Source organism: Dehalococcoidia bacterium (assembly GCA_025054935.1).
GTDB lineage: Bacteria > Chloroflexota > Dehalococcoidia > SpSt-223 > SpSt-223 > JANWZD01.
The window spans coordinates 410,213-432,843 of sequence record JANWZD010000001.1 but is presented as its reverse complement, the minus strand read 5'-3'; the positions used below and the strand labels follow the sequence as shown (position 1 = coordinate 432,843).

Genomic DNA, 22,631 nt, shown 5'->3' with positions numbered 1-22,631 from the left:
ACGTGATCAATCCATTCCGCCGCCAACCGCTCGACGACTCGATCAAGCAGCGGATCCCGCCAGGTCAGGTGCTGACCGAGAAATGGCCGGTGCTCCATTACGGGCCGGTGCCGAACATCGACCTCGCGACGTGGACGTTCCGCATTTGGGGCCGGGTAGCGCGTCCCGTTGAACTGAACTGGGAGCAGTTCATGCAGCTGCCCCAGATCGAGTCGACGTCCGATATCCACTGCGTGACGCGCTGGAGCCGGCTGAACAACCGCTGGAAAGGGGTGGCGGCGAAGGAAGTGCTGGCGCTCGCGCAGCCCCTGCCCGACGCGCGATTTGTCCTCATTCATGCCGAATACGGCTACACGGCGAACCTGCCGCTCGAGGCGCTCTACGACGATGACGTGCTCTTCGCATTCGAGCATGACGGCAAGCCGCTCACCCCAGAACACGGCTACCCGCTCCGGCTGGTTGTCCCGAAGCGGTACTTCTGGAAGAGCGCGAAGTGGGTGCGCGGTGTCGAAGTGCTGAAAGAAGACCGCCTCGGCTTCTGGGAGCAGCTGGGATACCACAACGACGCCGACCCGTGGCAGGAGCAGCGCTTCTGGGGCGATTAGCGCCTGTCCGCGGCTGAAGCCCAGTAAGAAGGAGGCGCACCGGCGTCGTTGGGCAGCCACGCCGGAGCGTGCCCCTGGAGCGCTCAGCTGCTCGCCGCCGTTTCGTACCCAGGCGGGGCAGTCCCCCGTCCTGCCAGCTCGTCCGCGATCTTCTCAGCAAGAGCGAGCACCGGCAGGTGGACAGCGGCCCGAGGAATGACCGGAATTAAGGAGGCGTCGGCGAGATAGAGATTGCGGAACCCGCGGACGCGGCCGTCAGCCTCCGCAACGGCGAGAGGATCGCTTGCCGGCCCGAGTTTGGCGGTTCCGCAGGCGTGATGGTACAGGTCGAGGTGGTCGGCCACCCACGCCCGGAGGGCGCTCTCGTCGAGGCGGGCGCCGGGCTCGGCTTCCTCTCCGATCCAAGAGCGAAGAGACTCCTCCCCGATGATCGCGCGCAGCCGCCTGACCCCCTGCGCGATTCGGGCGATATCTTCAGGATGGCCGATCCCGCCGCGGATGCGCGGCGGCGCAAGGGGGTCGCTCGAGGCGATCAGCACCTCGCCGCTTTCCGCCGGCACAAGCATCCAGAGCTGAGCGCCGAAGAAGCGCCCTTCACCCGGGATGGCAAGGTGGCTGTGGAAGACATGGAGGTCAAACCAGTCAAGCGCGGGGTCGCTTTTCAGCTTGACGACGAGAGCGGCAAAGGGCGTTCCGTCTGCCATCAGCCGCTCTCTCGCGCCGGGCGCAGGCTCCCAGCGGAGGAAAATACCAGGCTGCTCCCAGAGATTGCGGCCCACTCCGGGGAGATGATGAAGGGGGGCTCCTTCCTCAAGGAGAGGACGGAGTCGGTCGGCAGGCCCGATGCCGGAGCGCTGCAGGATCGCCGGCGTGCCGAAGCTGCCTGCGCAGAGCACGATCCGCTCGCCGGCGAGCCGGCTCCGCTGTCCGTCGCGGATGACCTCAACGGCGTCGGCGCGGTCGCCGCGCCAGACAATCCGGTCCGCGATGGTTTCGGAGAGAATGGTCAGGTTGGGGCGGTCGCGCGCTGGGTCGAGATACGCCTCGGCGAGATGGACTCGCCTCGCGCCGAGGACGTTTCGCGTCTCTCGGCCAAACCCTTCTCGCGCTTCCGGGTCGTTGAAGTCGGCGAGCCGGGGAACCCCGTGCCGCTCGTAGGCGCCGGCTAAATCGGCGATCAGCGCGGAGGAAGAGGTGCCGGTCGTGACGGGCAGCAGTCCATCGCGCCCATGGCCGGGCCATGCCCCATCGCGGTCGCGTTCAACGCGCTGCAAATAAGGAAGAAGCCCCGCCCACCCCCAGCCGGGATTGCCGAGCGCTTCCCACCGCTCGAGGTCCGCTCGCGTTGGCCACGTGATCCCTGCCGCATTGATCGTGGACGAGCCGCCGACCACCTTTCCGCGCCATTGGCGATAGGTGCGGCCGCGCGCCACCATCTGGTAGCCCCAGTCGTGCGACCCCGGCTGATAGCGCGCCGAGAGAAGCGGTTCCGGCCAGCGACCGGCTCCGACCGGACCGTAATCTGGTCCCGCCTCGACGAGGACAACGCGATGGTGACGATCCTCGCTCAGCCGGCTTGCGATAACACAGCCTGCCGAGCCGGCGCCAATCACGATCGTGTCGACGTTCTCCACAGTACCCTCCCCTGCCAGCAGGCGCGATGAGCATACCACGGCGCCGCCGAAAAGACGGCCCGAGCTGATGTGCTCCTCAAGCGGCACCCGAGGCGAGCGCCTCTGCTGCGCTGGGGAAGTGCGTCGTCGCCTCGTCCACTGGGCGAAGGGAGCCGCCAACCCGGAATGCGCCCTACGGACCAGTCCGCGGCCTGCAGGCAGTCCGCGGATCGAGCTGCCGCGGACGAACCCCGGCGGCGCACTGCGATCTGAGGGCACTCTCAGCACGAGAGAAAACTTGTCATAAATATTTGACAGTTTCTCGGAGCTGCTCGTATAGTTGGTTGCAGAGTGCGGTGGCTACTGGCAGGGCGGCGAGTCCGGACACGTGGCTGTCGATTGGGGAGAAAGGAGTCGTCCGATGACGGACATGACCGTAAAGGAAGCCGGCAAGAAGGGGGGCAAGACCGTCAAGGAGCGCTACGGACCGGCGTTCTTCTCCAGCATTGGGAAGAAGGGCGGACGCGTCGTGGCGACCGAGCGCGGCCCGGAGTTCTACGCTGAGATTGGTAAAAAGGGCGGCGAGGCGGTGAAGGAGAAGCACGGGACCGACTATTACGCGCGCATCGGGCGAAAGGGCGGCTATGCCGTCAAGGAGCGCCACGGTCCCGACTACTACTCGACCATCGGCAAGAAGGGCGGCGAGACCCTCAAGCGCAGCCGAGCGACGAAGCCGGCAGAGTCATAACGCCACGCCGCGGAGAGGAACGAGGGCGCGGCCTAGACGCGCCCTCGTCGTTTTTCCCGCGCAATACCTGCCCTGCTTCTCTTCAGGGCAACAAGCGGCTCGGCACAGCGCGCGCTCTGGGCCGATCGGAGACGGCCGAGAGGAGCAGTGCCCTGCCCTGCGCGTGGAGCGAGAATGCTGCTGAGAAGCGGTGCGACGGACGCCGCGGCTGACGCACGGGCGGGGTCGGCTTTTGGTCAGGGCGCTATCGCGAACTGCTGCCCCGTCGCTGGTCGAAGTCGCCAAGGTCGAGGCTGTTGATGAACTCTGCGAAGGGCCGCAGCTTCTCGAGCTCTTGCTGATCGATCGTCTCTGAGCGTTCGCTGGGCTTCGTCTGCTGGCCTTCCTCTTCGAGATAGATCCCCGCTTTTTCGAGGACAGTCTCCTCCGCGTAGATCGGCGCCTTCGCCCGGACTGCGAGCGCCAAGGCGTCGCTCGGTCGAGAGTCGAGCTCAACTTGGCGGCCGTCGACATCGAGGAGGATGCGCGCATAGAAGGTGTCGTTGTTCAGGTCGCTCACGACGATAGAGAGGACGCGCCCGCCCAGTTCGCCGATCGTCGCAAGCAGCAGGTCGTGCGTGAGCGGTCGAGCGACCGAGACGTCCTGCAGCTTGATGGCAATGGCGTCGGCCTCCGCCGGCCCGATCCAGATAGGCAGGTAGCGGTCCGACTCTTTTTCCTTCAGGATCACCACTCGTTGGTAGTTGAGCAGGCTCACCCGGATGCTCTCGATCACCATTTCGATCATCGCTCCGGCCTCCCGCGTCGGCATCCCTCGGCGGCTGCTCGGCAGCCCGCTCGCTGAATGCCGTGCAACTTCTAGGTCATTGTACGCCGATTAAATGAGGCGATCAACCGAGTCGGCCCGCCGAGCCAGCCGCTTCGCCTCATGATATACTGCGGACGACAGTTCGGCGTCCCCTCCCACGATCGCTTTCAAGGGACTGCGTGCAAGGTCACCCGGGCTCACTGCTCCAAACGGCGGTGGTCGCCGCCCTCCTGCACGATATCGGCGTGCTCGCTCAGCGCGCCGCTGATGCATCAGGGCCGACGACGGGCCATGCGCCGTTAGCGGCCGCTTTCGTTGCGGAGCGCGCTCCCGCTCCGTTTCGCGCCGCTTCGACCGCGATCCTCGCCCATCACCGGCCGGACGATCGCTTAAGCCGCCTTGTCGCCGCTGCGGACCGCCTCGCGGCCGGCGGGCCTGACGATGAGGAGAGCGGGCGGCCTCTCCTGCAGCGCCGTTCTCCTTTCCCCCTTCTTCCCCTCGGCCTTCCGGAGAACGCTCCCGCTCGCCCGCCGACCTTCTTCCCCGTCGGGCCGCTTCCGCACGACCTCGAGGGGCTGACCCCCCGCCCTGCTCCTATGGAGCGGGACGAGGTACGCCGCCGTCTCCTTGCCCTTGCGGAGATGGTCGCCACCGAGCATACCGTCGCTTCCAGTCCCGACTTCGCTGCCTATCTCAGCGGATTGCTCGACCTGATCTGGCGCACCTGCATCCTCGTGCCGGCGCCTGCGCGAGAACCGGCAAACGATATCTCGCTCGCCGCGCACCTTCACGTCACTGCCGCCCTCGCCGCCTGCCTCGCTGCGGATGAGGCTGCCGATGAGCGCCTTGAAGCACTGGCATCCGGCTCGAGCGCAGCGCTCGACGCCCCGGTCGCGCTCGCACTCGGGGTGCGGCTTCGCCGCTGCCTCAGCCATCCGAATGCGGGACTGACGTTCCGTGCCCTTCAGGCCCGCTCGCTGCTTGAGGCGGTTTTGACCGATGTTCTCGCCGATTGGCTGATCGAGTCGTTTCATGCCTCTCCAGTCGCGCGGCTTACGGTCGACCCCGGGCGTCTGCTCCTCCTCCTTCCGCTCTCGGCACAGGAACGCCTGCCGGCGGTCGCGCGGGAGCTCGACCGCCGCTTGCTCGACGGCGGCGCCGCGTTCATCGCCAGCATCGCCGCGACCCCCATCACGGGACGCGAAGTTGGCGGCGCTATCGGTGTCGCGATGGAGCGCTTGGAAGGCCTGCTCCAGCAAGCGGCAGCGCGCCCCTACGGCGCTCTCGGCGCTGTCGAACTGAACCGATTGTTCTCGGCGCGCGACCCCGATGAGGACGAGGAGGCCGCCAGTCTCGCCCACCTCGGCGATCAGCTCGAGAATGCTGCCTTTCTCCTTATTGAAGCGCTTCCCGATCCCGATGGCGTGCCGGCTTCTCCCGCCCAGCGGGCGCTGGCCGCATTCGGCCGGCGGCTCACGCTTCTTGCCGAGCCGCCGAGCGAAGACCTCGCGGAGCATGTCCGGTGGGCGCGGCTCGAGCGGCTCGGCGTCGTTGGTCCGCATGACCCAGCCGTCCGCGCGTGGGCAGTCCGCCAGCGGGCGCCGATCGCGATCGTCTCTCGTCCTCCTCTCCGCCCGAGCAACGGCACGGCCGACGTCGCCCTGCTGGAGATCGATCTCGATTTTTCGCGCCAGCTGCGGACGACGGGTCACGCTGCAGCGCCGCTCGCTCGCCTCGTTGATGGCGGCCGGCTCCTCCGCTATTTTCTCGATGCGGTCGGCGTGGAAGCTGCCGGTCGCTACGCCGCGAGCTCGGTCACGATCGTTCACTGGTCGGCCGACGGGATCACCTGTCTCGGGCGGCCGGATGAACTGCCGCGCATCGGCTTTGCGCTCGCCCAAGGGTTAAGTGCGCTGACGGGCGATCACCCGGCCATCCGCCTGTCGGCAGCGGTCGGCGACGGTCTCGGGAGCGCCGACACCCAGCACCGTGCCGTTGCCGCGGCGCTGGCGCGCGGCGCAAAGCGCCGCCAACGCGGCGGGGGCCCTGCGCGGGTCGGTCGGGATAAGAACGCGCTCACCTTCTTCGGCGCAACGCTCGGCTGGGACGAGTTTCGTCCGGTGTGGGAGCGGTTTAACCGCTTGACGGACCTTATCGTGAAGCGCGGGGTCTCCCCACGCCTCCTCCGCGTGGTGCGCGCAGGAGAAGGCGCACCCGGCCGCGGCCGCTGGACGTGGCGCGCCACTGCTGCGTTACGTCAATTTGCCGATCAGGGGCAGCTTCCGGAGGTCGATTTCGTGAATCTCACCAATGATGTCGCGCGGCCGGAGAGCGCCGCGCGGCTCGCGCTCGCCGCCCGCTGGGCGGAAGAGGCGCTGCGCAGGACGCAGGCGGAGGCACGCCATGACTGAAGCGCCCGAACGACGGAGCGGTCCCCCCCGCGGCGGGCCGCGGCCAAGCGCAGCTCCGCGCGGCGAAGGACGCCGTCCTGCCGAGCCGCTGCGCCCGATCGACCCGGCCGACCTCCGCGCCATCATTGTTGACGGCAATGCTGGGGTCATTGTTCAGGAGGCGCAGCGGGTCGCGCGCGTTCTTGCCGGTGAGCGGCTGGAGGCGCGCCAGGCCACAAGCGGCGCGCTGCGCGTTCTTTGGGGCGAGCTGCGGCGGATCGAGCTTGACTGGCCGACAGACGAAGGACGCGCGCTCCCTTTGGTGAAGCCGCGGCTCGCCTATCTCGCCGGGCGGGCGGCGGGTGTCGGGCGCGGCGTCACCGACCTCTACCAAACGCTGGCGCCGGCGGTCGACCTTGTCGGCAACGACCGCGACCGCTTCGACCATCTGGTCCACTTCGTGGAAGCGTTGATGGCATATTTCTATGCTGGCCCGCAATTCAGCGGGCGCTAGCCTAGGAGGAAGGTCATGGCCGACGGAGCGGTAACGACGCTCTACGGGCGCATCCTCGTTCGCGCGGCCGTTCAGCTCGAGAGCGGGCTCCATATCGGCGCAGGCACGAATGGGGCGATCCCTGGCCTCGAGTTCACGGTGGTGCGTGACCCGCTCTCAGGCCAGCCCTATCTCCCTGGCTCATCCCTGCGCGGGAAGATGCGCGCCGAAACGGAGCGGCTGCTCGGTCTGCTGCCCAACACTTCCGGCCGGGGCGGCGTGCAGGTCTATGTGCCGATGAGCCGCGAAGAGTATGACGCCAACCCCATCGGTCGGCTTTATGGCGTGCCCGGGACGCGCGCCTTCGCAGTTGACGGCGCTGCTCGCCTGATCGTGCGCGATGTCTTTCTTGCCCCAGAAAGCGCCGCAGCGCTGAAACGAGCTCGCACCGACCTCCCGTACACTGAAGTGAAGTCCGAGGCATCGGTCGACCGCGTGACAGCAGAGCCGGCCCCGCGCCAGATCGAGCGGCTGCCCGCCGGCGCCCGCCTTGCGCCGCTTGAGCTGGTGTACAGCGTCTACTCTGCGCGTGACCTCGCCGACTTCGGCTGGGTGGTCCGCGGTCTGCAGCTCGTCGAAGACAGCTATCTCGGCGGGCACGGCTCGCGCGGCAGCGGCAAGGTGCGGTTCGTCGACTTCGACATCACGGTTCGCTCGCGGGCCAGTTACCGCGGAGAGGTAGGCGCGGGCTTCTCGCCCCGCCGCTATCCTGATGTTGCTGCGCTCCTCGACAACCTCGAAGAACTGACCGACGCCATCCGGTCAGCCTTGGCGCTCCCGGCGTGAACGCAACGCTGTTTCGTCTCATTCCGCGCGGCCCGTTCCACTTCGGCCCCGATGCCAGCGGCGAGCCGTCTCCTGTCGTCGCCTCGGACACCCTCTTCAGCGCGCTCTGTCTCTCCCTGCGCGAATTGTTCGGGCCGGCGCGGCTTGCGAGCTTCCTCCGCATCATCCGGAGCGCGGGCGACGCTCCGCCGCTCCGCTTCTCGAGCGCGCTGCCCTTTGTCGGCGATACTCTCTTTTTCCCCGCGCCGGGGGGAACGGGCTGGGTGTCGCAGCGGCTGTTCGAGGCCATGGCGGCGGGAGAAGAGGGGGGCGAAATCCGCGAGCTTCAAGAGGGACGCTTGCGCGCCAGCAAGACCGAGCCGCTGCCGGAGGGGCCGGTCTGGGCGGTTGAAGAGGTCCGCCGCGCCCGCCTCGGCGCGGGAGGGGTCGAGCCCTTCGCCGACCGTCTCGTCCGCTTTGCCCCTGGCTGCGGTTTGGCGGTGATCGCGCAGATCGATGCGGGCTGGCGCGATGATGTCATCGCGGCGCTGCGCTCTCTCGGCGATACTGGTCTCGGCGGCCGGCGCAGCTGGGGAGCAGGCCAGTTTGACCTCGACGTCCGCTCAATCGAAATTCGTGAGCCATCCCAGCCGGCGCGCTACTGCACTCTTTCGCTCTATCTTCCCTCGGTCCGCGAGCTGGAGGGCGGCGTCCTTAATCCGCCGGCCCAGTATCAGCTTGAGGATCGAAGCGGCTGGACGGCGAGCGCGGCGGGAACGGTTCGTCATCGCACAGTCCGCATGATAGCAGCGGGAAGTGTCCTCGCCCCGGTAGACGGCCGTCCTCCCGTGGGGCGCATGGCTGATGTGACCCCCGCGGGCTTCCGGGAGCATGAAGTTCTCCGCGCTGGCTGGGCGCTTCCGATCGGCATGGCGGGGGCAGCGTGACCGGTCAGGCGCGCTCCTTTCGGGTTGTTGTTGACGTCGTCGCCCCGCTTGCTGTCGGCAGCGGGAGCCTTCCGCTGCTGCCGGAGTTGGATTATGTCGTTCATGACGGCGCGCTGCTCGTCTATGGCCCCGAGAGCGGACCGCGCGATGGCGCTGGGCGGCTGCTCGGCATGCCGGAGCCGCTCTATCGCCTCCCGTTCGGCGGAACAACCCCGCCCGGCCCGGTGCGCCCCGTCGCCAAGGATGCCTTCGGACAGCCGCTGCTGCCGGGCAGCGCGCTGAAGGGAGCCTTCCATACGCTGATTGCCGCCGCCCTGCTCGAGCGGGAGCGGGTGGCGGGGCGGCTGATCAAAAAGGACGAGCTTGCGCCGGCCGCCCGATTTGCTGCCCAGCCGCTTGAGCGGCGCCTGTTTGGGGCACAGCCGCGCGCGAGCGGGTTCCGCGCTCTCCGCGTTGCTGACGCGCGGCCGAGCGACGAAACCCGCCTGACGCTCGCAGCCGTTCGGACCTATGGGCTCGAGGCGCGAGCGCTGGTGCCGCTCTCGGACCGGCTTGCTGTCGAAGCGGTCGCCCCCGGGGGCCGCTTCGTCGGCTCCCTCGTCATCGACGAGGCTTGGCTCGCTCTTGAGCATCCGCGGCTCGAGTCTCCCCCAAACCGCGAGGCGATCGTCGAGGCAATCGCGTTAGCGCGCGAAGAAGGGGTGCGGCGCGCTCGCGCGGAGCGGGAGTATGCCGCCGCGGCGGGCGCAGGCGCGCTGGTCGCCTTCTACGACGCCCTCCTCGCCGCTGCCGAGAATGCTTCCGACCTCGTGATTCTCCTCCACCTCGGCTGGGGAGCAGGCTGGAACTCGAAGTCGCTTGGTCTCGCCTTGACCGCTAGCCCCGATTGGGCGCAAATCCGAGCCGACTATTTCGGAGAGCGCGACGATCGCCGGCGGCCAACCGAGCGCTCCCGCCCTGACCAGCGGGGGCAAGGGCGGGGACGCACCCAGCAGAGCGTCTTTCCGGCGACGCGCAAGCTGGTCGAGCGGCGGGGCGGTCCGGCGCTGCCGCTGGGGTGGACGCTCGTCACCCTCAGCCCGCTGGAAGCGCCGCTCCCGACCTCGAGGGCGATTGCGGTCGACTGGGAGGATGACGCCTTTGCCGTCGTCGAGCGTCCACCGGTGGCGGCCGCGGCGCCCCCGCGGGAACCGGCCCGCCCGGAGCCGGCAACGCCCTTTGCCGCGCTGCAGGCATTGCTCCGTCCCCCCTCTGCTGCCGCGCCGGAGCAGGCTGCTGCGCCTCCTCCGCCGATCCCGCGGCTGGCCGACCGCGCCATCAAAGTAGGGATGATCCTCGACGCGGAGATCATCGCGATCGAGCCGACGCGCTTAGTGGTGGATGTCGGCCGGAGCGAGCCGGCAGTGCTCGACGCCGCTACAGTCGGCGGCGGCAACCTCGCGGTCCGCTTTACCGTCGGCCAGCGCCTCCGCGTCCGGGTGCTGACGCTGCCGCCCTTCTTCCGCATCCGCCTTGCCTGATCACCGCGCCGCGCATCGTGGTACGCTTGACACACGCGATCACGACAGTGTTCTGGAGTGGCCATGCGCGAAGCACCGACGCTCGAGGTCCCGCTCTCCCCTGAGCAGCTGGCGGCGCTCGAATCGATCCAGCGCCGAGTGCTCTGGCTCGCGACCAATATCGTCCATCACGCCAATGCCGTCCGTCCCTCCTCGGACGGCACCAAAGTCGGGGGGCATCAGGCGTCTTCCGCCTCGATGGTGTCGATCCTCACTGCGCTCTACTTCGCGTTTCTTCGCGCCGGCGATCGCGTCTCCGTCAAGCCTCATGCCTCGCCAGCATTTCACGCGGTCCAATATCTTCTTGGCAACCTTGACCGCCGCTACCTGACGACGCTGCGGAGTTTCGGCGGACTGCAGGCCTATCCGAGCCGAACGAAGGACCCCGACCCGGTCGACTTCTCGACTGGGTCGGTCGGCCTCGGAGCGGCGGCGCCGGCCTTCGCGGCGCTCACCGACCGCTATGTCCAGCTGCATTTCGGCGGCCCTGCTGATCGGCGGTACATCGCGCTCGTCGGCGACGCCGAACTGGACGAGGGGAACGTGTGGGAAGCGGTGACGGAGGAGCATCTTCGCGATGTCGGCACGATCCTGTGGATTGTCGACCTGAATCGCCAGAGCCTCGATCGCGTGGTGCCGGGGATCCGCGCGCGCCAGCTCAAGGCGATCTTCCGCGACAGCGAATGGCATGTCGTTGAGGCGAAGTATGGGCGGCGGCTTCAAGCAGTGTTTGCTGGTCCAGGGGGCGCCGCGCTCCGCCAGCGGATCGACGACATGAGCAACGAAGAGTATCAGGCGGCGATCCGGCTGCCGGGAGCGATCTGCCGTGAGCGTTTCATTGTCGGCGCGGATGACCCAGCGGGCGTTGAGCGCGCGCTCTCGCCTTTTCCTGACGAGGAGATCCCTGCTCTCGTGAGCGATCTTGGCGGCCACGACATTGCCGAACTGCTGCGCGCTTTTCAGGAAGCGGCGGCAGTGCGCGACCGGCCGAGCGTGGTGTTCGCCTACACCATCAAGGGGTGGGGCCTCCCGATCGCCGGCCATCCCCTCAACCACTCGGCCCTTCTCACCGCCAAACAGATGCAAGAGTTGGCGGCGCGTCTCGGCATCCCGCCGGAGGACGAATGGGCCCGCTTTCCTCCTGGCAGCCCCGAGGCCGAGATCTGCCGCTTGGCGGCCGAGCGTCTCCGTGGGCCGGCGCTGCCCAGCCGTCCGCCTGCGCTTGCGCCGACGGATATCCCGCCAAGCATCGGCCATCAGCCGCTTGCGACCACGTCGACCCAAGAGACACTCGGCCGGCTGCTCGTTGAACTGTCGCGCGTGCCCGCCATCAGCCAGCGGATCGTGACGGTCGCCCCGGATGTCGCCGTCTCGACGAACCTCGGCGGCTGGATTAACCGGGTTGGGGTGTTCAGCGCTACTGCCGCCGACCGGTTTGAGCCTGCTCCCCAGCCCGTCCGTTGGCAACCTGGGCCTCAAGGGCAGCATATCGAACTCGGGATCTCCGAGATGAATCTCTTTCTCCTGCTGGGGCAGCTCGGCCTCTCGCAGGAGATGCAAGGGGAACTGCTGCTGCCGATCGGCACCGTCTATGACCCCTTCGTTCTTCGCGGGCTGGATGCGTTCATCTACGGTCTCTACTCTGAGTCGAAGTTCATCGTCGTCGGCACTCCATCCGGCATCTCGCTCAGCCCAGAGGGCGGGGCGCATCAGTCGACGGTCACCCCGTCGCTGGGGATCGAACTGCCGAACCTGATCAGCTACGAGCCGGCGTTTGCCCGCGAGGTCGAATGGATTTTGCTCGAGGGGCTCCGCCAGTGCACCGACCGCCGGAACGGCCGCGCAATGTATCTCCGATTGTCGACCAAGCCGGTGGACCAGCGGCTGCTTGAGCCGGCCCTCCAGCGGCTTGGCGCAGAGACGCTGCGGCAGCAGGTGTTGGCGGGCGGCTATCGGCTGCTCGAGGCGCGGGAAGAACTCGGCGAGGTCGACCCGAAGACAGTGGTCCAAATTGCGGTCGCGGGGGCGATGGTGCCCGAAGCGGTTGAGGCGGCGCGCCGGCTCCATCGGGAAGGGGTGGCTGCCAATCTCGTGGTCATCACCAGCGCCGACCGCCTCTCCGCCGAGTTGACCGATCAGCGCCGGCGGCAACGCGCCGGCGAGCGTGCTCGCTTTGGTCAGCTTGCAGCGCTCTTTCCTCCTGCCGAGCGGCGCGCCCCGATCGTGACCGTTGTCGACGGCGCTTCCCACGCGCTGACCTTCCTCGGGGGGGTGTTCGGTGCGCCGGTGGTCCCGCTCGGTGTCGATGCGTTTGGACAGTCGGGCTCGCGGGCCGATCTCTACCGCTACTACGGGATCGACGCCGACGCGATCGTCGCCGCCGCGTTCGCGGCGCTTGACCTCGTGGAGTGAACGCGCGGACCGGCCTGCGGGTGCAGCGGCTTCAGATCCAGCTGCAGGCAAGAGACGACGTCGATCTCGGCCGGAACCCGGGCTCAACGCTGCGGGGTGCGCTCGCCGCTGGGCTTTTCGCCCGCTGGTGCCATGGTGGACCGAGCAGCGCGCCCTGCCACTGGCGACACTGCCCAGCCTGTTTTTTGCTGCTGGCAGCGGACCCCCATCGGCATCGCGGCCAAGCGGTGCCCCGGCCGTACGCTCTTGAGCCGGGGCCGGCGCGGGTTGAAGCAGGCGCGCTCTGGTCGTTCAGCCTCACGCTGATCGGCCCCGCGATCGAACTGGGGGAAGCGGTGGTCGACGCGATCGCGTGGGCTGCCGGGCGCGGCTTCGGACGGGGACGGGGGCGATCAACGCTGCTCGCCTCGCGCCGAATACCGCCAATCAGCGGGGCAGCAGTCGGCGTTCTTGATGACGATGCAGTCAGTGCCTCGTGCGCGCCCGCGGCGAGGCTGACGGTCACATTCCGAACACCGCTCCGCCTCGTCCATCGCGGAGCGCTGGTGAAACGGCCGGACCTCGTAGTGTTGACCCACCGGCTCCTCGAGCGCTTGGAAGCGTTGAGCGCCTGCTACAGTGTCGCACCGCCGCTAGCATCGGTTTGGCGCGAGCGGCGCGCTGAAATCGCAGCAGTCGCGCGGGCCGCTCAGCTCGTTGAGGAGCGCACCCGCTGGGTTGAGGCGTGGAGCGGCTCGCGGCGGACCGGCACGCGCACCCCAACGGGAGGGATAGTCGGAGCGGCCGTCTGGCAGGGCGAACTCACGCCGCTTGTGCCGTGGCTGCGCTGGGGAGAAGCGGTCCATGTCGGCAAGAATGCCGTTAAGGGGGACGGCTGGATGGTGGTCCAGACCGCCTGATCGCTGCGGCGCGCTGCTCCTGTCGCTGCTCCGCTGGCTGCTGCGGCTGGCCGGTCGAGCGGCGGGCGCCGTCTGTGCTGTCAGCGCGAGCTTGCCGCTCGGGCGCAAAAAGCCCGACGCCTCCCGAGAAGGGAGGCGTCGGCGTGGTGGAGACGGGGGAGAATCGAACTCCCCGTCCAGAGCAGTTCAGCGCGCGATATGCTACGGGCGTAGTCGGCGTATTGGCGCTTCACCCAGCGGACTCCCACCGACGGGATTCCTTTGGGCTAGTCGAGTAGGCTTAGCGCCGTCCCCCTCGACCTGAGACGGCGAGCATCCCGGCTGCATGGCGCCTACTCCCCTCCCGCCGGGACGAGGCGAGGGTAGACGTCGCTGCTACTTAGGCAGCGAGAGCGTAAGCAGTGTTGCCAGTTATGGCGTGCCGAATCGTTTACGAGTGGATCGGCATCCTCGGCCCGCAATCGCGTCACCTCCCCCCCTGTCGAACCCTTGCGTCCCCAAAGGTGTTGAGGCGAGGAAGGTCTCGCCGCTGTTGCCGCGGTTACCGCGCTTTGAGTGCCCGCTCGATTTCGCGCCGGGCTTCTCGCTCCGCGATCGCTTCCCGCTTGTCGTGCTGCTTTTTGCCGCGCGCCAAGCCGATGGCGACCTTGGCAACATCGTTTTTGATATAGACCCGCAGCGGAACGATCGTCAACCCCTTCTCCTTCACCTTGGAGGTCAAGTAGTCGATCTCGCGCCGGTGAAGGAGCAGCTTGCGCGGTCGCCGCGGGTCATGGTTGTAAATGTTCCCCTGCTCATAGGGCGCAATGTGCACCCCGAGCAGCCACATCTCGCCGCCCTCAGGCCGAACATACCCATCGCGGAGGTTGATGTTCCCCTTGCGGACGGACTTGATTTCGGTGCCGCTGAGCGCTATTCCCGCTTCGAACGTCTCATCGATAAAATAGTCATGAAACGCCTTGCGGTTAACAGCGAGCGGCTCTGTCGGTTCCTTTGACACAGTACAGTATACCATGGCCAAGCAGCCTCCGCTGCCGCCGCTGCGGTACACTTGAAACGCTATGTTCTTCTTCCTTGCGGCCGGCCTCGCTATCGTCCCGCTCCACGATGGGCAGATTGGGCCGGATGAACTGCTCAGCTATGCCGTCGGGACTGCGGCCGCGCTCGGGTTCGCCTACCTCCTCTCGAAGTTCCTCGACCGGATTGGCGGGAGGAATGTCAAGAGACGGTAGGGGTTCTGTGGACGCCGCCGCGGCATTCTGCTAGCGTTCTGGCCGCCATTCCTCCATCATGCATTCCCGCCGGGCGCGGCAGCTTGCGCCCGAAATCCGAGACCGAGTCGCTCAATGATCGAACTGGCGCGTTCCATTCGCATTGCCACTCCTCCCGAGGAAGTCTTCCAGTACGTTGCCGACTATCGGAATGTTCTCCGCTTCATGCCTTATCTGACCGACTTTCGGCCTCAGTCGCGCCGGCCGTATGGTCTCGGCAGCCGCTTCACGTGGGAAGCGAACGTCCGCGGTTTTCCGCTGTGCGCCAGCTTCGAGGTCACCGAATTCGACCCCCCGCGCACCATGGCAGCACGCACCATCGATGGCCCTGAAAGCGCCTGCCGCTGGACGTTCGCGCCCTGTCCGGAAGGCGCGCTCGTCACGCTGGAAACGACGCTGGTCCTCCCCTCCCTGCCGCTCGTTCGCCTCATCGGGCGTCCCTTCTTCGAACGCGAAATCGCGGCGACGATGGAGAGGGCGCTGCGCGCGCTCCGCGAGTGTCTCGCGCCCGCCGCCGCGCTCTTGTCGCGCTGACCCCCCGGATGCATACTCCCGTGCGGCGCGCCGAGATGCTGGAGCTTCCAGAAAGAGAGCGGATGCGGACGCGACAAAAGACCCCGCTGGTCAGTGTCATTCTCGCCGTCGATCGGCAGCGCGAGCGCGGCGCACGAGCGCTTGCCAGCGTCCTTGCTCAGCCGCGGATAGACGAATGTGAAGTGCTCCTCTTCGACTTCGGTCGGGATCGTCATCCTCCGCTGCCGGGGAGCGACCATCCGGCCGTCGTTGCCGTCCCGCTGCGGCGCGGCTGGCCACTTGGCGCTTTCCGCGCCTATGCCGTCTCGCTTGCCGCTGCTCCCATTGTTGCCTTCCTGGAGGAACACGCCCGGGCCGGGGAGGGATGGCTCGACGCCTTGCAGCACAAATTTCCTCCGTTCGCCGTCGCGCTCGGCTCGTTCCCCGACTGCGCGAGCCCGCCGACCGAGAAGAGCGAGTTCATGCACCTTACGTCGTTTGCCAGTCTTCGGCTTCCCTCTGCGCCTAGCCTCGTCCCGCTTCTTCCCGGGCATAACACTGCCTTCCGGCGAGAGGCGCTCGTGGCGCTCGAGCCGAGGTTGCCTCACTTGCTCGCCGATGAAGCTCTGCTGCACCGAGCGCTTCGTGACCGTGGCGGAGGTCTCTTCGCCGAGCCATCGTTTCGATGGAGCCATCTGTCTGATAACCGGTATGCTGCCCGCATTCGGGCTCTATGGTGCCTCAATCGCTCGGCAGGCGACGCATTTCGCAAGTCGTTTCCGCTTTCGCCGCTCCGGCGCGCGTTGTGGCTCGGCCGACTGCCGCTGCAGCCCTTCGTGCGGACAGTGCGTCTGCTCATCGCGGTGTGGCCCAGCTCCCGTCAGCGGATGATTGTCCTGAGGCGGCTCCCGATCGTTCTCTGTTCCAACTGCCTGAACGCAATGGCGCAGTTCATTGGCTACTGTTTCGGAGCGGGGACCGCGGGGCAGCGATTCGCCGATTTCGAGATGAATGCTGAGCGTCTGGAGTAATTCCAGCGGGGAGGAATCGAGACCGCGAGTATCGATCGTCATCTCTGCCTATCTTTCGCACGCAACGATCGGAAGCACCCTCTCGGCGCTGCGGGCGCAAACGTTTTGCGATTTCGAGACGATCGTCGTCGACAGCAGCCCGGACGACCGAACGCGCCGGATTGCCGCCGCCTATCCCGGGGTGAAGGTGGTCGCATCCCCGACGCGGCTGACCCCGTGCTCGGCGCGCAATCGCGGCATCGCGCTCGCTCGCGGCGACCTCATCGTCTGCACCGACCCCGACGCTTACCCTGAGCCAACGTGGCTGTCGCGTCTCGTTGCCGAGCACGAACGAACTGGAGGGATCGTTGCGGGTGCCTGCCGCTGCTTCGGGGACCGCTGGCTCGATCACGGGATCCATTTCGTGAAATTTGCGGCCCTGCTTCCGCGTCGGTCGCGGCGCGCCGCCGTTGCAGGGACGGTGAACTGCCTCCTGCCGCGCTGGGTCTTTGAGGCGCTCGGCCCGTTCTCGGAGGAGGTTGCGCCGGCAGATGCGCTCTTCAGCTGGCGGGCAGCGCAGGCCGGTCTGTCGATCACGTTCGCTCCCGACGCCGTGGTATATCACCACCATCTTGACCATCTTCGCGCAATCGTCCAGAACCGCCTCCGCTGGGGGAACGACCTTGCGCGAGCGCGAACGGCGCACTTTAGGTGGAGCCGAGGACGAAGTCTTCTCTGGGCACTGCTCTCGTTCTTTCCCGTTCGCCTGATGTGGAGCGTTCTGCGCGACGCGCGGCGGGCTGCGGAGGCACGGCTCTTGCGTCGCTATCTTGTCACGCTTCCCGTCTATCTTGCAGGAACGTATGCCACGCTCGTGGGCGAGGCATGCAGCTACTTTCGGCACGCGGTCCGGCTGTGATGCGCATCGCGATGCTGTGTTCGCAGATCGCGGGAGAAACAGGGGAGTTTGCGCGCGCTGCTGCTCTGGCCAAGCATCTCGGCCGGCGCGGCCATGAGGTAACAGTCGTCGCCGCGAGCACGACGCGGCACGTTGGGGGGCGTCACGTTCTGCGCGAGGGGGTTTCTTGCTGGGAAGCCGGCGGTCTTGGGCCGCGCAAGCTGCGCCAAACCGGCGTTGACCCGACGGAGATCGCCACCCGTCTGCTCGTGTCCGACCGCGCGTTTGACGTTGTCCACGCTTTCTCGCCTCGCCCAACCGCCGCTTGGCATGCGGCGCGGCTGCGCCGGAGCGGAGTTCCGCTCGTTTATGACTGGGCTGACCTCCTCGGGTTCGGCGGCTTCGCCAGCCAGCGGCGAGGAGTGATTGGCTACGTGATCGGCTTGATCGACACGCGCCTTGAGGAGGCCATTGTCACCTCTGCCGACAGCGTCACCGCGATCTCGACGTTCTTAGCCAGACGCGCTCTTCGCCTGCGAGCCCCGCGCGGAGGGGTGTGGCTGCTCCCTCCCGGCGCGGACAGTGAGGCGATCTTCCCCGTCGACCAGCGGGCGGCGCGCCGCGCCCTCGGGATACCGCAAGGGTGCCTTCTCGTCGGGTTTGCGGGCTTCCATCGGTTGGATGTTGATCTCCTTGCTGCTGTTCTCGCGCGGCTTTCCCCCCGCTATCCGGCCCTGCGCCTTGCGGTTGCGGGGCCGTCGGGAGCGTTTCTCCAGCGGCAGCTTGACCCGCGCTGGCGCGATCGGCTGATCCGGTTCCCCTCTCTTTCCGGGGAACGGTACCGCAACTTTCTCGGCTGTGCGGACGTGCTTCTCCTTCCGTACCCGGGGCGCCGCTATAACCTCGCGCGCTATCCCCACAAAATCGGTGAGTATCTCGCGAGCGGACGGGCAATTGTCACCAATCCGACTGGCGACATGGGCGCGCTCCTTGCCCGCCACTCAGCGGCGCTGCTCGTGGAGGAGACCGCAGCCGGGCTTGCCGAAGGAGTTGCTCGCTGTCTTGAGGATGAGCGCCTGCGGCAGGAGCTCGGCCGGCGCGCTCGGGCGCTTGCGGAGACAGAGTTTCGGTGGGAGCGCGTGGCGGCGCGGCTGGAGGAAGCCTACATTGCAACGGCCGCTGCCTCGGGGCAGCGGCCGGTCAGCGTGGAGAAGGGGTGGTAGGGACTGGATTCGAACCAGTGTAGAGCTTTCGCCCGACGGTTTTACAGACCGTTGCCATTAACCACTCGGCCACCCTACCAAAGCACTCCGCCGCTCGGAGCCGACGATGGGATTCGAACCCGCAACCCGCGGTTTACAAAACCGCTGCTCTACCGTTGAGCTACGTCGGCAGCAGGGAGAACGTTTTCCCTCGAGCGACGGAGCAGTTAAACTATAGGCCTCCTTTGGGGCCGCGATCAAGACCGCCGGCGATGCGCTTTTGCTTGATCTCTCGATGGAGAGGAGATACCGTTAGCCTGTGAGCTACAGCTATCGACCATCGCGCTTCGGAGGCCGGGAGAGCGGCCGGGACTGGCGGGAGAACGACTGGCGCCTTCCGGCCGATGACCCGCGCCTGCCGGCGGCGGAGAATGCGATCAGCTGGCTTCTCGACCGAGGGATCTTTGAGACTGTCGGCCTCGCTCCGGATGGAGAGCTGCTGATGCGGCTGTCGGAGCGCGCTGTTGCCGAGAGCGAGCGCCCTGCCCAGAACGACACTGCGCCGGCTCCTTCCCCTTCCCGGTCACGGCCCCGCCAGCGGCGCCGTTCAGCAAGCGCGCAAAAAGAACCTCCCGCGGATACTGACTAGCCCGTGCGGCGTCTCGGCATCTCCGTCGTCGGCAATAGCGCGCGCGACAAGATCGATCTCGCCAAGCGTGCCGAGGCGGCGGGGTTTGCGATGGTGTTCACGAGCGACGATCCCGGCCAAGATACTTTCGTTGCTCTCGCCGCTATCGCCTGCAATACCTCGACCATCACGATCGGCGCGGGGATCTGCCGTTCGTTCATCCGCCATCCTGTCGTCACGGCGTCGGCCGCAGCTGATGTCGACGAACTGTCCAATGGCCGCCTGATCCTCGGGCTTGCTACCGGGACGAAGCGTCAAAACCTGTATCAGTACGGGATCACCGTCGACCGGCCTGCCGCTCAGCTGCGCGAAGTGATCCAGATCATGCGCGGGGTGTGGCGGCACCGCACCGAGGCGCCGTTCTCGTTCAGCGGGCGGTTTTACACGATCCCGCAGCTCCGCTATCACGACCCGTGGCAGCCGCGCGATCAGATCCCAATCTACCTTGGGGCGGTCAACCGGCGGATGGCGCAGCTGGCGGGCGAACTGTGCGAGGGAATGGCGGGCCATCCTTGCTACACGCGGCGCTATATTGAGGGAGTTATCGAGCCGAACGTCGCGCTCGGCCTTGCCCGGGCGGGGCGCAGCCGCGCCTCCTTCGACCTCGCCCGCTGGATCTGCACCGTGGTCGACGACGACCCCGAGCGGGCCCGCTTTGCCTGCAAGATGGGGCTCGGCAACTATCTTGCTACGCGCAGCTATGGGTCGCTCCTCGATTTTCATGGGTGGACCGCTCAGAAAGAAGCGATCCAGCACGCCTTCTTCCAGCAGCGGGATATGACCGCTGTTGCGCGTGCCGTCACCGACGACATCCTCCAGGAGATGGGGATTGCAGGAACGCCGGCGCAAGCGCGCGAGCAGCTACTCGCGCACTGGGACAGTTGTGACATCCCCGTGCTGATCCCGAGCGGGCGCTTCTCGAGCGCCGAGGAGCGCTACCGCAGCACGCGTCTTCTGATCGATACCTTTGCCCCACTTCTCACCTGAATGCGGAGCGAACAGCATGCCCCTCGACCTTGGTCTTACCGCGAAAGTCGCCGTCGTCACCGGCGGCAGCGCCGGGATTGGCCGCGCCACCGCCCGCCGTCTGGCACGTGAAGGGGCCCGCGTCGCCATCTGTGCGCGCGACCCCCACCGCCTCGCGGAAGCAGCGCGCGCTCTCGCCGAAGAGACGGGGGTGCCGGTGCTTGGGGTTCCAGCCGATGTCCGTCGGCCCGAGGATGTTGACCGGCTGTTCGCCACGGTCCGCGCTCAGCTCGGGCCCGTCGCGATCCTCGTCAACAATGCGGGCACGGCGAACGCAAATCCGTTTGACGGCGTTGATGACGCGACGTGGCAGGAGGACCTCGATCTGAAGCTGTTCGGCGCAATCCGGTGCATTCGCTGCGCGCTCCCGGATATGCGTGCCGCCCGCTGGGGGCGGATCGTCAACCTGACGGCGATTAGCGGGAAGACCCCTGGGCCGAGCACACTGCCAACATCGGTCAGCCGAGCCGCCGGCATCGCCCTCACGAAGGCGCTCTCGAAGGAGGTTGCCGGGGACGGGATTACAGTGAACACCGTCTGCATTGGGCTCGTGCGCAGCGCCCAGATCGATCGCGCGACGCAGGCGATGTATCCCCACCTTAGTCTCGAGGCCGCCTACGCCGAGCGGGCGAAAAGTGTTCCCGTCGGCTACATCCCCACCGCCGACGAAGCTGCCGATCTGATCGCCTTCCTCGTCTCGGCGCGTGCCGGCTACCTGACAGGAACCGCGATCAATTTCGATGGGGGCGCGTCGCCTGCCGTCTAGGGTCTCACTGAAGGAAGGCGAGGCCGGCGACTGCGGCGCGGATCGGTTCCAGCAGGAGCCACGGCGCTGCCCCCAGCACTGCCGAGGCGGCGATAAGAAGAGACAGCCAGAGCGTGGCGCGCTCCGAGCCGCGCGGAACTACCTCGGCTGACGGTCGGCCGAGGAAGAGGGCGCGAAAGGCCCGCCAATAGGCAAGGAGCAGCATCAGGTTGGCGAGCAGCAGAAGCAGCGTCAGGCCGGCGGCAGCGTCGGCGCCGACCCGAAATACGATCCAGCGTCCGGGAAAGGAAGCGAAGAGCGGGACCCCTCCTGCTGTGAGGGCTGCTCCCAAGAACGCAAGCGCGGTGCCCGGCAGCTGGGTGATCAGCCCGCGCATTGCGCCGAATTCTGTGCTGCCCACGTGCCGCTCAATCTGAGCGATCAGACCCCAGAAAAGGAGGACGGCGATCACATTGGCGACAAGCAGCGAGGTCGCCGCGGCGACGCTTGTTGGCGAACCGAGGCTGATGCCGAACAGGACGAACCCAAGCTCTGCCGACGCCCCGTACGCGACCAGCCGTCGTCCGTCCCGGGCGTTGAGCGCAAGGAGCGCGCCTCCGAGCGCGCCCAGCGCAGCCAACGCGGCGATCACCTGCCGGTTCCGCTCGGGAAGCACTAACCACGGCGCCTCCGAGAGTGTCGAGAGGAGGAGCACGATGGTCGCGACATTGACAACACTTGCCGCCAAGGTCACGGCGGGCGGCGGGGCGATCCCTGCGAAGTCCGGCAGCCAGAGATGGAAGGGAAAGGCGGCGAGGCGCAGCCAGATGCCGACGACGAGGAGGGCCAGCACGACTTGGCCGACCGTGCGCGTCTCCCCCGCAATGCGGGTCGTCTCAAGAAGCGCGAAGCCCGAGAGGAGCGCAAGCGCGGAGACCACCGTGAGAGCGAGATATTTCGCGCCGGCAACTGCCTCGCGGGAGAGGAAGATCGGGAGCGGCGTTCGCGCCGGCAGCAGAAAGAGCACGCCGACGGCGGCCAGTTCGAGGAACAGGCTGGCGAGAAACGGGCTCGAAACCAGCGCCACCCCCACCGCCGCCCCATTCACCAGCAGCCCGACGGGGGCAACGGCCCGGGAGTCCCGCTCGCCGAGTAGGCAGACGACGACGAAGGCGGCCACGATCACGGGCACGATGACGCGGTCGAGCGGCTGAAGGACCAGCACCACTCCGCCCGCTTGGAAGAGGTCATCGTCGCTCGACAGGCTCGTCAGGAGCAGTTGCGCCAACGCGGTGACGATGGCGATCCCCAGCCCAGGCCGCCGGCCGAGCACGAGCGCTACCGGCGCGGCTGCCCACGGGAGAAGCACGAGGCTGAGGAGATGCCATGCCATTTAGGCGAGCTCCCCTTCGCGCTCGATGTAGAGCAGGTAGGCAACGGCGACCGCGATCGCGAGCTGGACAATCCCTGCCAACAGCAGCCGGGCCAAGCCCGGGCCTTCGCTGAACAGCGAGAGAAAGACCGAAGCGACCTCTTCGAGGAGAAAAATCGCGTAGGCGGTGGTCAGCACCCGTCGCGCGAGGACGAGCGTGATCAAGCCGACGGCCGCGAGCCAGTAGACGCCGAAGTTCAGCGCCGGCGACGCCTCCGCCACGGGGTATGTCGAGGCAAGGCTGTAAGCGACGGATACGGCGAAGACGCCGGTCGCAATTCGGTACGGCAGTCCGAAGGCGTACTGGACAGTGGCGGGGGCGCTTTGCGGCAAGATCCGGAGCGCCGAAAAAAGTACCCCGCCGGTGAACATGCCGACGAGAAGCTGCACCGCGCCGATGGCCGGATTGGTCTCAATGCCGACGAGCACGGCCATCACGCCGTAGGTCAGCAGAAGCGAGGGGAGCGAAACCCGCCACGACTCGGTGAGAATGAGCAGCGAGACAGCTCCCACCAACATCCCGAGAAGGAGCGTGGTCTCGGTCACG

Annotated in this window: 21 protein-coding genes, 2 tRNA genes and 1 other RNA gene; 16 read left to right on the top strand and 8 right to left on the bottom strand. The window is 67.2% G+C overall.

Features of this window, described 5'->3' with window-relative positions:
* Positions 1–2: 2 nt before the first annotated feature.
* The gene (locus NZ773_01935) at positions 3–605 is read left to right on the top strand and encodes a sulfite oxidase-like oxidoreductase (GenBank protein MCS6800685.1); all 603 of its coding nucleotides are present in this window, start codon (positions 3–5) and stop codon (positions 603–605) included.
* Between the two features lie 83 nt (positions 606–688).
* Here the strand turns inward: NZ773_01935 and NZ773_01930 are convergent, their stop codons facing one another.
* Complete coding sequence (locus tag NZ773_01930) at positions 689–2,239, bottom strand: GMC family oxidoreductase N-terminal domain-containing protein (GenBank protein MCS6800684.1); 1,551 nt, start codon at positions 2,237–2,239, stop codon at positions 689–691.
* A 400-nt stretch (positions 2,240–2,639) separates the two neighbouring features.
* On the opposite strand from NZ773_01930, the gene NZ773_01925 reads away from it, so the two are divergent.
* Positions 2,640–2,966: a general stress protein gene (locus NZ773_01925; GenBank protein ID MCS6800683.1), complete on the top strand. Its 327-nt coding sequence runs from the start codon at positions 2,640–2,642 to the stop codon at positions 2,964–2,966.
* A 244-nt stretch (positions 2,967–3,210) separates the two neighbouring features.
* On the opposite strand, the gene NZ773_01920 is transcribed toward NZ773_01925, so the two are convergent.
* Positions 3,211–3,753 (bottom strand): bifunctional nuclease family protein, encoded by a 543-nt coding sequence (locus NZ773_01920; GenBank protein MCS6800682.1) that lies wholly within the window; start codon positions 3,751–3,753, stop codon positions 3,211–3,213.
* A gap of 200 nt (positions 3,754–3,953) precedes the next feature.
* Between NZ773_01920 and NZ773_01915 the strand changes: the two genes are divergently transcribed.
* From NZ773_01915 to cas6, 7 genes are all read left to right on the top strand, one after another.
* Positions 3,954–6,185 carry an HD domain-containing protein gene (locus tag NZ773_01915; GenBank protein ID MCS6800681.1) on the top strand — a complete coding sequence of 744 codons (2,232 nt, stop codon included), beginning with the start codon at positions 3,954–3,956 and terminating at the stop codon, positions 6,183–6,185.
* Complete coding sequence (gene csm2, locus NZ773_01910; protein ID MCS6800680.1) at positions 6,178–6,678, top strand: type III-A CRISPR-associated protein Csm2; 501 nt, start codon at positions 6,178–6,180, stop codon at positions 6,676–6,678. The genes NZ773_01915 and csm2 overlap by 8 nt, the downstream gene beginning before the upstream one ends.
* Before the next feature lie 15 nt (positions 6,679–6,693).
* Positions 6,694–7,503: a type III-A CRISPR-associated RAMP protein Csm3 gene (csm3, locus tag NZ773_01905; GenBank protein ID MCS6800679.1), complete on the top strand. Its 810-nt coding sequence runs from the start codon at positions 6,694–6,696 to the stop codon at positions 7,501–7,503.
* On the top strand, positions 7,500–8,429 hold the full coding sequence (locus NZ773_01900) for a hypothetical protein (GenBank protein MCS6800678.1): 930 nt from the start codon (positions 7,500–7,502) through the stop codon (positions 8,427–8,429). The genes csm3 and NZ773_01900 overlap by 4 nt, the downstream gene beginning before the upstream one ends.
* Positions 8,426–9,949: a type III-A CRISPR-associated RAMP protein Csm5 gene (gene csm5 / locus NZ773_01895; protein MCS6800677.1), complete on the top strand. Its 1,524-nt coding sequence runs from the start codon at positions 8,426–8,428 to the stop codon at positions 9,947–9,949. Before NZ773_01900 ends, csm5 begins: the two co-directional genes overlap by 4 nt.
* Before the next feature lie 63 nt (positions 9,950–10,012).
* A complete protein-coding gene (locus NZ773_01890) occupies positions 10,013–12,400 on the top strand; it encodes a pyruvate dehydrogenase (protein MCS6800676.1) in 2,388 nt (795 codons plus the stop codon).
* The gene (gene cas6 / locus NZ773_01885; GenBank protein MCS6800675.1) at positions 12,397–13,299 is read left to right on the top strand and encodes a CRISPR system precrRNA processing endoribonuclease RAMP protein Cas6; all 903 of its coding nucleotides are present in this window, start codon (positions 12,397–12,399) and stop codon (positions 13,297–13,299) included. Before NZ773_01890 ends, cas6 begins: the two co-directional genes overlap by 4 nt.
* Before the next feature lie 144 nt (positions 13,300–13,443).
* On the opposite strand, the gene ssrA is transcribed toward cas6, so the two are convergent.
* Positions 13,444–13,798, bottom strand: a transfer-messenger RNA (tmRNA) gene (gene ssrA, locus NZ773_01880).
* 42 nt (positions 13,799–13,840) lie between these two features.
* Positions 13,841–14,299, bottom strand: coding sequence for an SsrA-binding protein SmpB (gene smpB, locus NZ773_01875; protein ID MCS6800674.1), 459 nt, complete (start codon positions 14,297–14,299; stop codon positions 13,841–13,843).
* A 61-nt stretch (positions 14,300–14,360) separates the two neighbouring features.
* On the opposite strand from smpB, the gene NZ773_01870 reads away from it, so the two are divergent.
* The 5 genes from NZ773_01870 (at position 14,361) to NZ773_01850 (ending at position 18,214) form a co-directional block, all read left to right on the top strand.
* Entirely contained in the window at positions 14,361–14,531 is a 171-nt protein-coding gene (locus NZ773_01870; protein ID MCS6800673.1) for a hypothetical protein, read from the top strand.
* A gap of 114 nt (positions 14,532–14,645) precedes the next feature.
* Entirely contained in the window at positions 14,646–15,104 is a 459-nt protein-coding gene (locus NZ773_01865) for an SRPBCC family protein (GenBank protein MCS6800672.1), read from the top strand.
* 62 nt (positions 15,105–15,166) lie between these two features.
* Entirely contained in the window at positions 15,167–16,114 is a 948-nt protein-coding gene (locus tag NZ773_01860; GenBank protein ID MCS6800671.1) for a hypothetical protein, read from the top strand.
* Positions 16,095–17,012, top strand: a complete 918-nt coding sequence (locus NZ773_01855) for a glycosyltransferase (GenBank protein MCS6800670.1) — start codon at positions 16,095–16,097, stop codon at positions 17,010–17,012. Before NZ773_01860 ends, NZ773_01855 begins: the two co-directional genes overlap by 20 nt.
* A gap of 11 nt (positions 17,013–17,023) precedes the next feature.
* Positions 17,024–18,214, top strand: a complete 1,191-nt coding sequence (locus NZ773_01850) for a glycosyltransferase (GenBank protein MCS6800669.1) — start codon at positions 17,024–17,026, stop codon at positions 18,212–18,214.
* On the opposite strand, the gene NZ773_01845 is transcribed toward NZ773_01850, so the two are convergent.
* Both NZ773_01845 and NZ773_01840 read right to left on the bottom strand, forming a co-directional pair.
* A tRNA-Tyr gene (locus NZ773_01845) sits at positions 18,209–18,293 on the bottom strand. The two genes, NZ773_01850 and NZ773_01845, sit on opposite strands and share 6 nt — an antisense overlap.
* 19 nt (positions 18,294–18,312) lie before the next feature.
* Positions 18,313–18,384 (bottom strand) — tRNA-Thr (locus NZ773_01840).
* Between the two features lie 461 nt (positions 18,385–18,845).
* Between NZ773_01840 and NZ773_01835 the strand changes: the two genes are divergently transcribed.
* Both NZ773_01835 and NZ773_01830 read left to right on the top strand, forming a co-directional pair.
* Complete coding sequence (locus NZ773_01835) at positions 18,846–19,868, top strand: LLM class flavin-dependent oxidoreductase (GenBank protein MCS6800668.1); 1,023 nt, start codon at positions 18,846–18,848, stop codon at positions 19,866–19,868.
* A gap of 16 nt (positions 19,869–19,884) precedes the next feature.
* A complete protein-coding gene (locus NZ773_01830; GenBank protein MCS6800667.1) occupies positions 19,885–20,673 on the top strand; it encodes an SDR family oxidoreductase in 789 nt (262 codons plus the stop codon).
* Positions 20,674–20,677: 4 nt separating this feature from the next.
* Here the strand turns inward: NZ773_01830 and NZ773_01825 are convergent, their stop codons facing one another.
* Entirely contained in the window at positions 20,678–22,045 is a 1,368-nt protein-coding gene (locus NZ773_01825) for a hypothetical protein (GenBank protein ID MCS6800666.1), read from the bottom strand.
* The gene (locus tag NZ773_01820) at positions 22,046–22,630 is read right to left on the bottom strand and encodes a hypothetical protein (protein MCS6800665.1); all 585 of its coding nucleotides are present in this window, start codon (positions 22,628–22,630) and stop codon (positions 22,046–22,048) included.
* Position 22,631 lies beyond the last annotated feature (1 nt).

Coding starts and splice junctions, on each gene's coding strand:
- NZ773_01925 (MCS6800683.1), top strand. CDS start 2,640: ATGACGGACATGACCGTAAAGGAAGCCGGCAAGAAGGGGGGCAAGACC.
- NZ773_01920 (MCS6800682.1), bottom strand. CDS start 3,753: ATGATCGAAATGGTGATCGAGAGCATCCGGGTGAGCCTGCTCAACTAC.
- csm2 (MCS6800680.1), top strand. CDS start 6,178: ATGACTGAAGCGCCCGAACGACGGAGCGGTCCCCCCCGCGGCGGGCCG.
- csm3 (MCS6800679.1), top strand. CDS start 6,694: ATGGCCGACGGAGCGGTAACGACGCTCTACGGGCGCATCCTCGTTCGC.
- NZ773_01890 (MCS6800676.1), top strand. CDS start 10,013: ATGCGCGAAGCACCGACGCTCGAGGTCCCGCTCTCCCCTGAGCAGCTG.
- NZ773_01870 (MCS6800673.1), top strand. CDS start 14,361: ATGTTCTTCTTCCTTGCGGCCGGCCTCGCTATCGTCCCGCTCCACGAT.
- NZ773_01865 (MCS6800672.1), top strand. CDS start 14,646: ATGATCGAACTGGCGCGTTCCATTCGCATTGCCACTCCTCCCGAGGAA.
- NZ773_01860 (MCS6800671.1), top strand. CDS start 15,167: ATGCGGACGCGACAAAAGACCCCGCTGGTCAGTGTCATTCTCGCCGTC.
- NZ773_01855 (MCS6800670.1), top strand. CDS start 16,095: ATGCTGAGCGTCTGGAGTAATTCCAGCGGGGAGGAATCGAGACCGCGA.
- NZ773_01850 (MCS6800669.1), top strand. CDS start 17,024: ATGCTGTGTTCGCAGATCGCGGGAGAAACAGGGGAGTTTGCGCGCGCT.
- NZ773_01830 (MCS6800667.1), top strand. CDS start 19,885: ATGCCCCTCGACCTTGGTCTTACCGCGAAAGTCGCCGTCGTCACCGGC.
- NZ773_01825 (MCS6800666.1), bottom strand. CDS start 22,045: ATGGCATGGCATCTCCTCAGCCTCGTGCTTCTCCCGTGGGCAGCCGCG.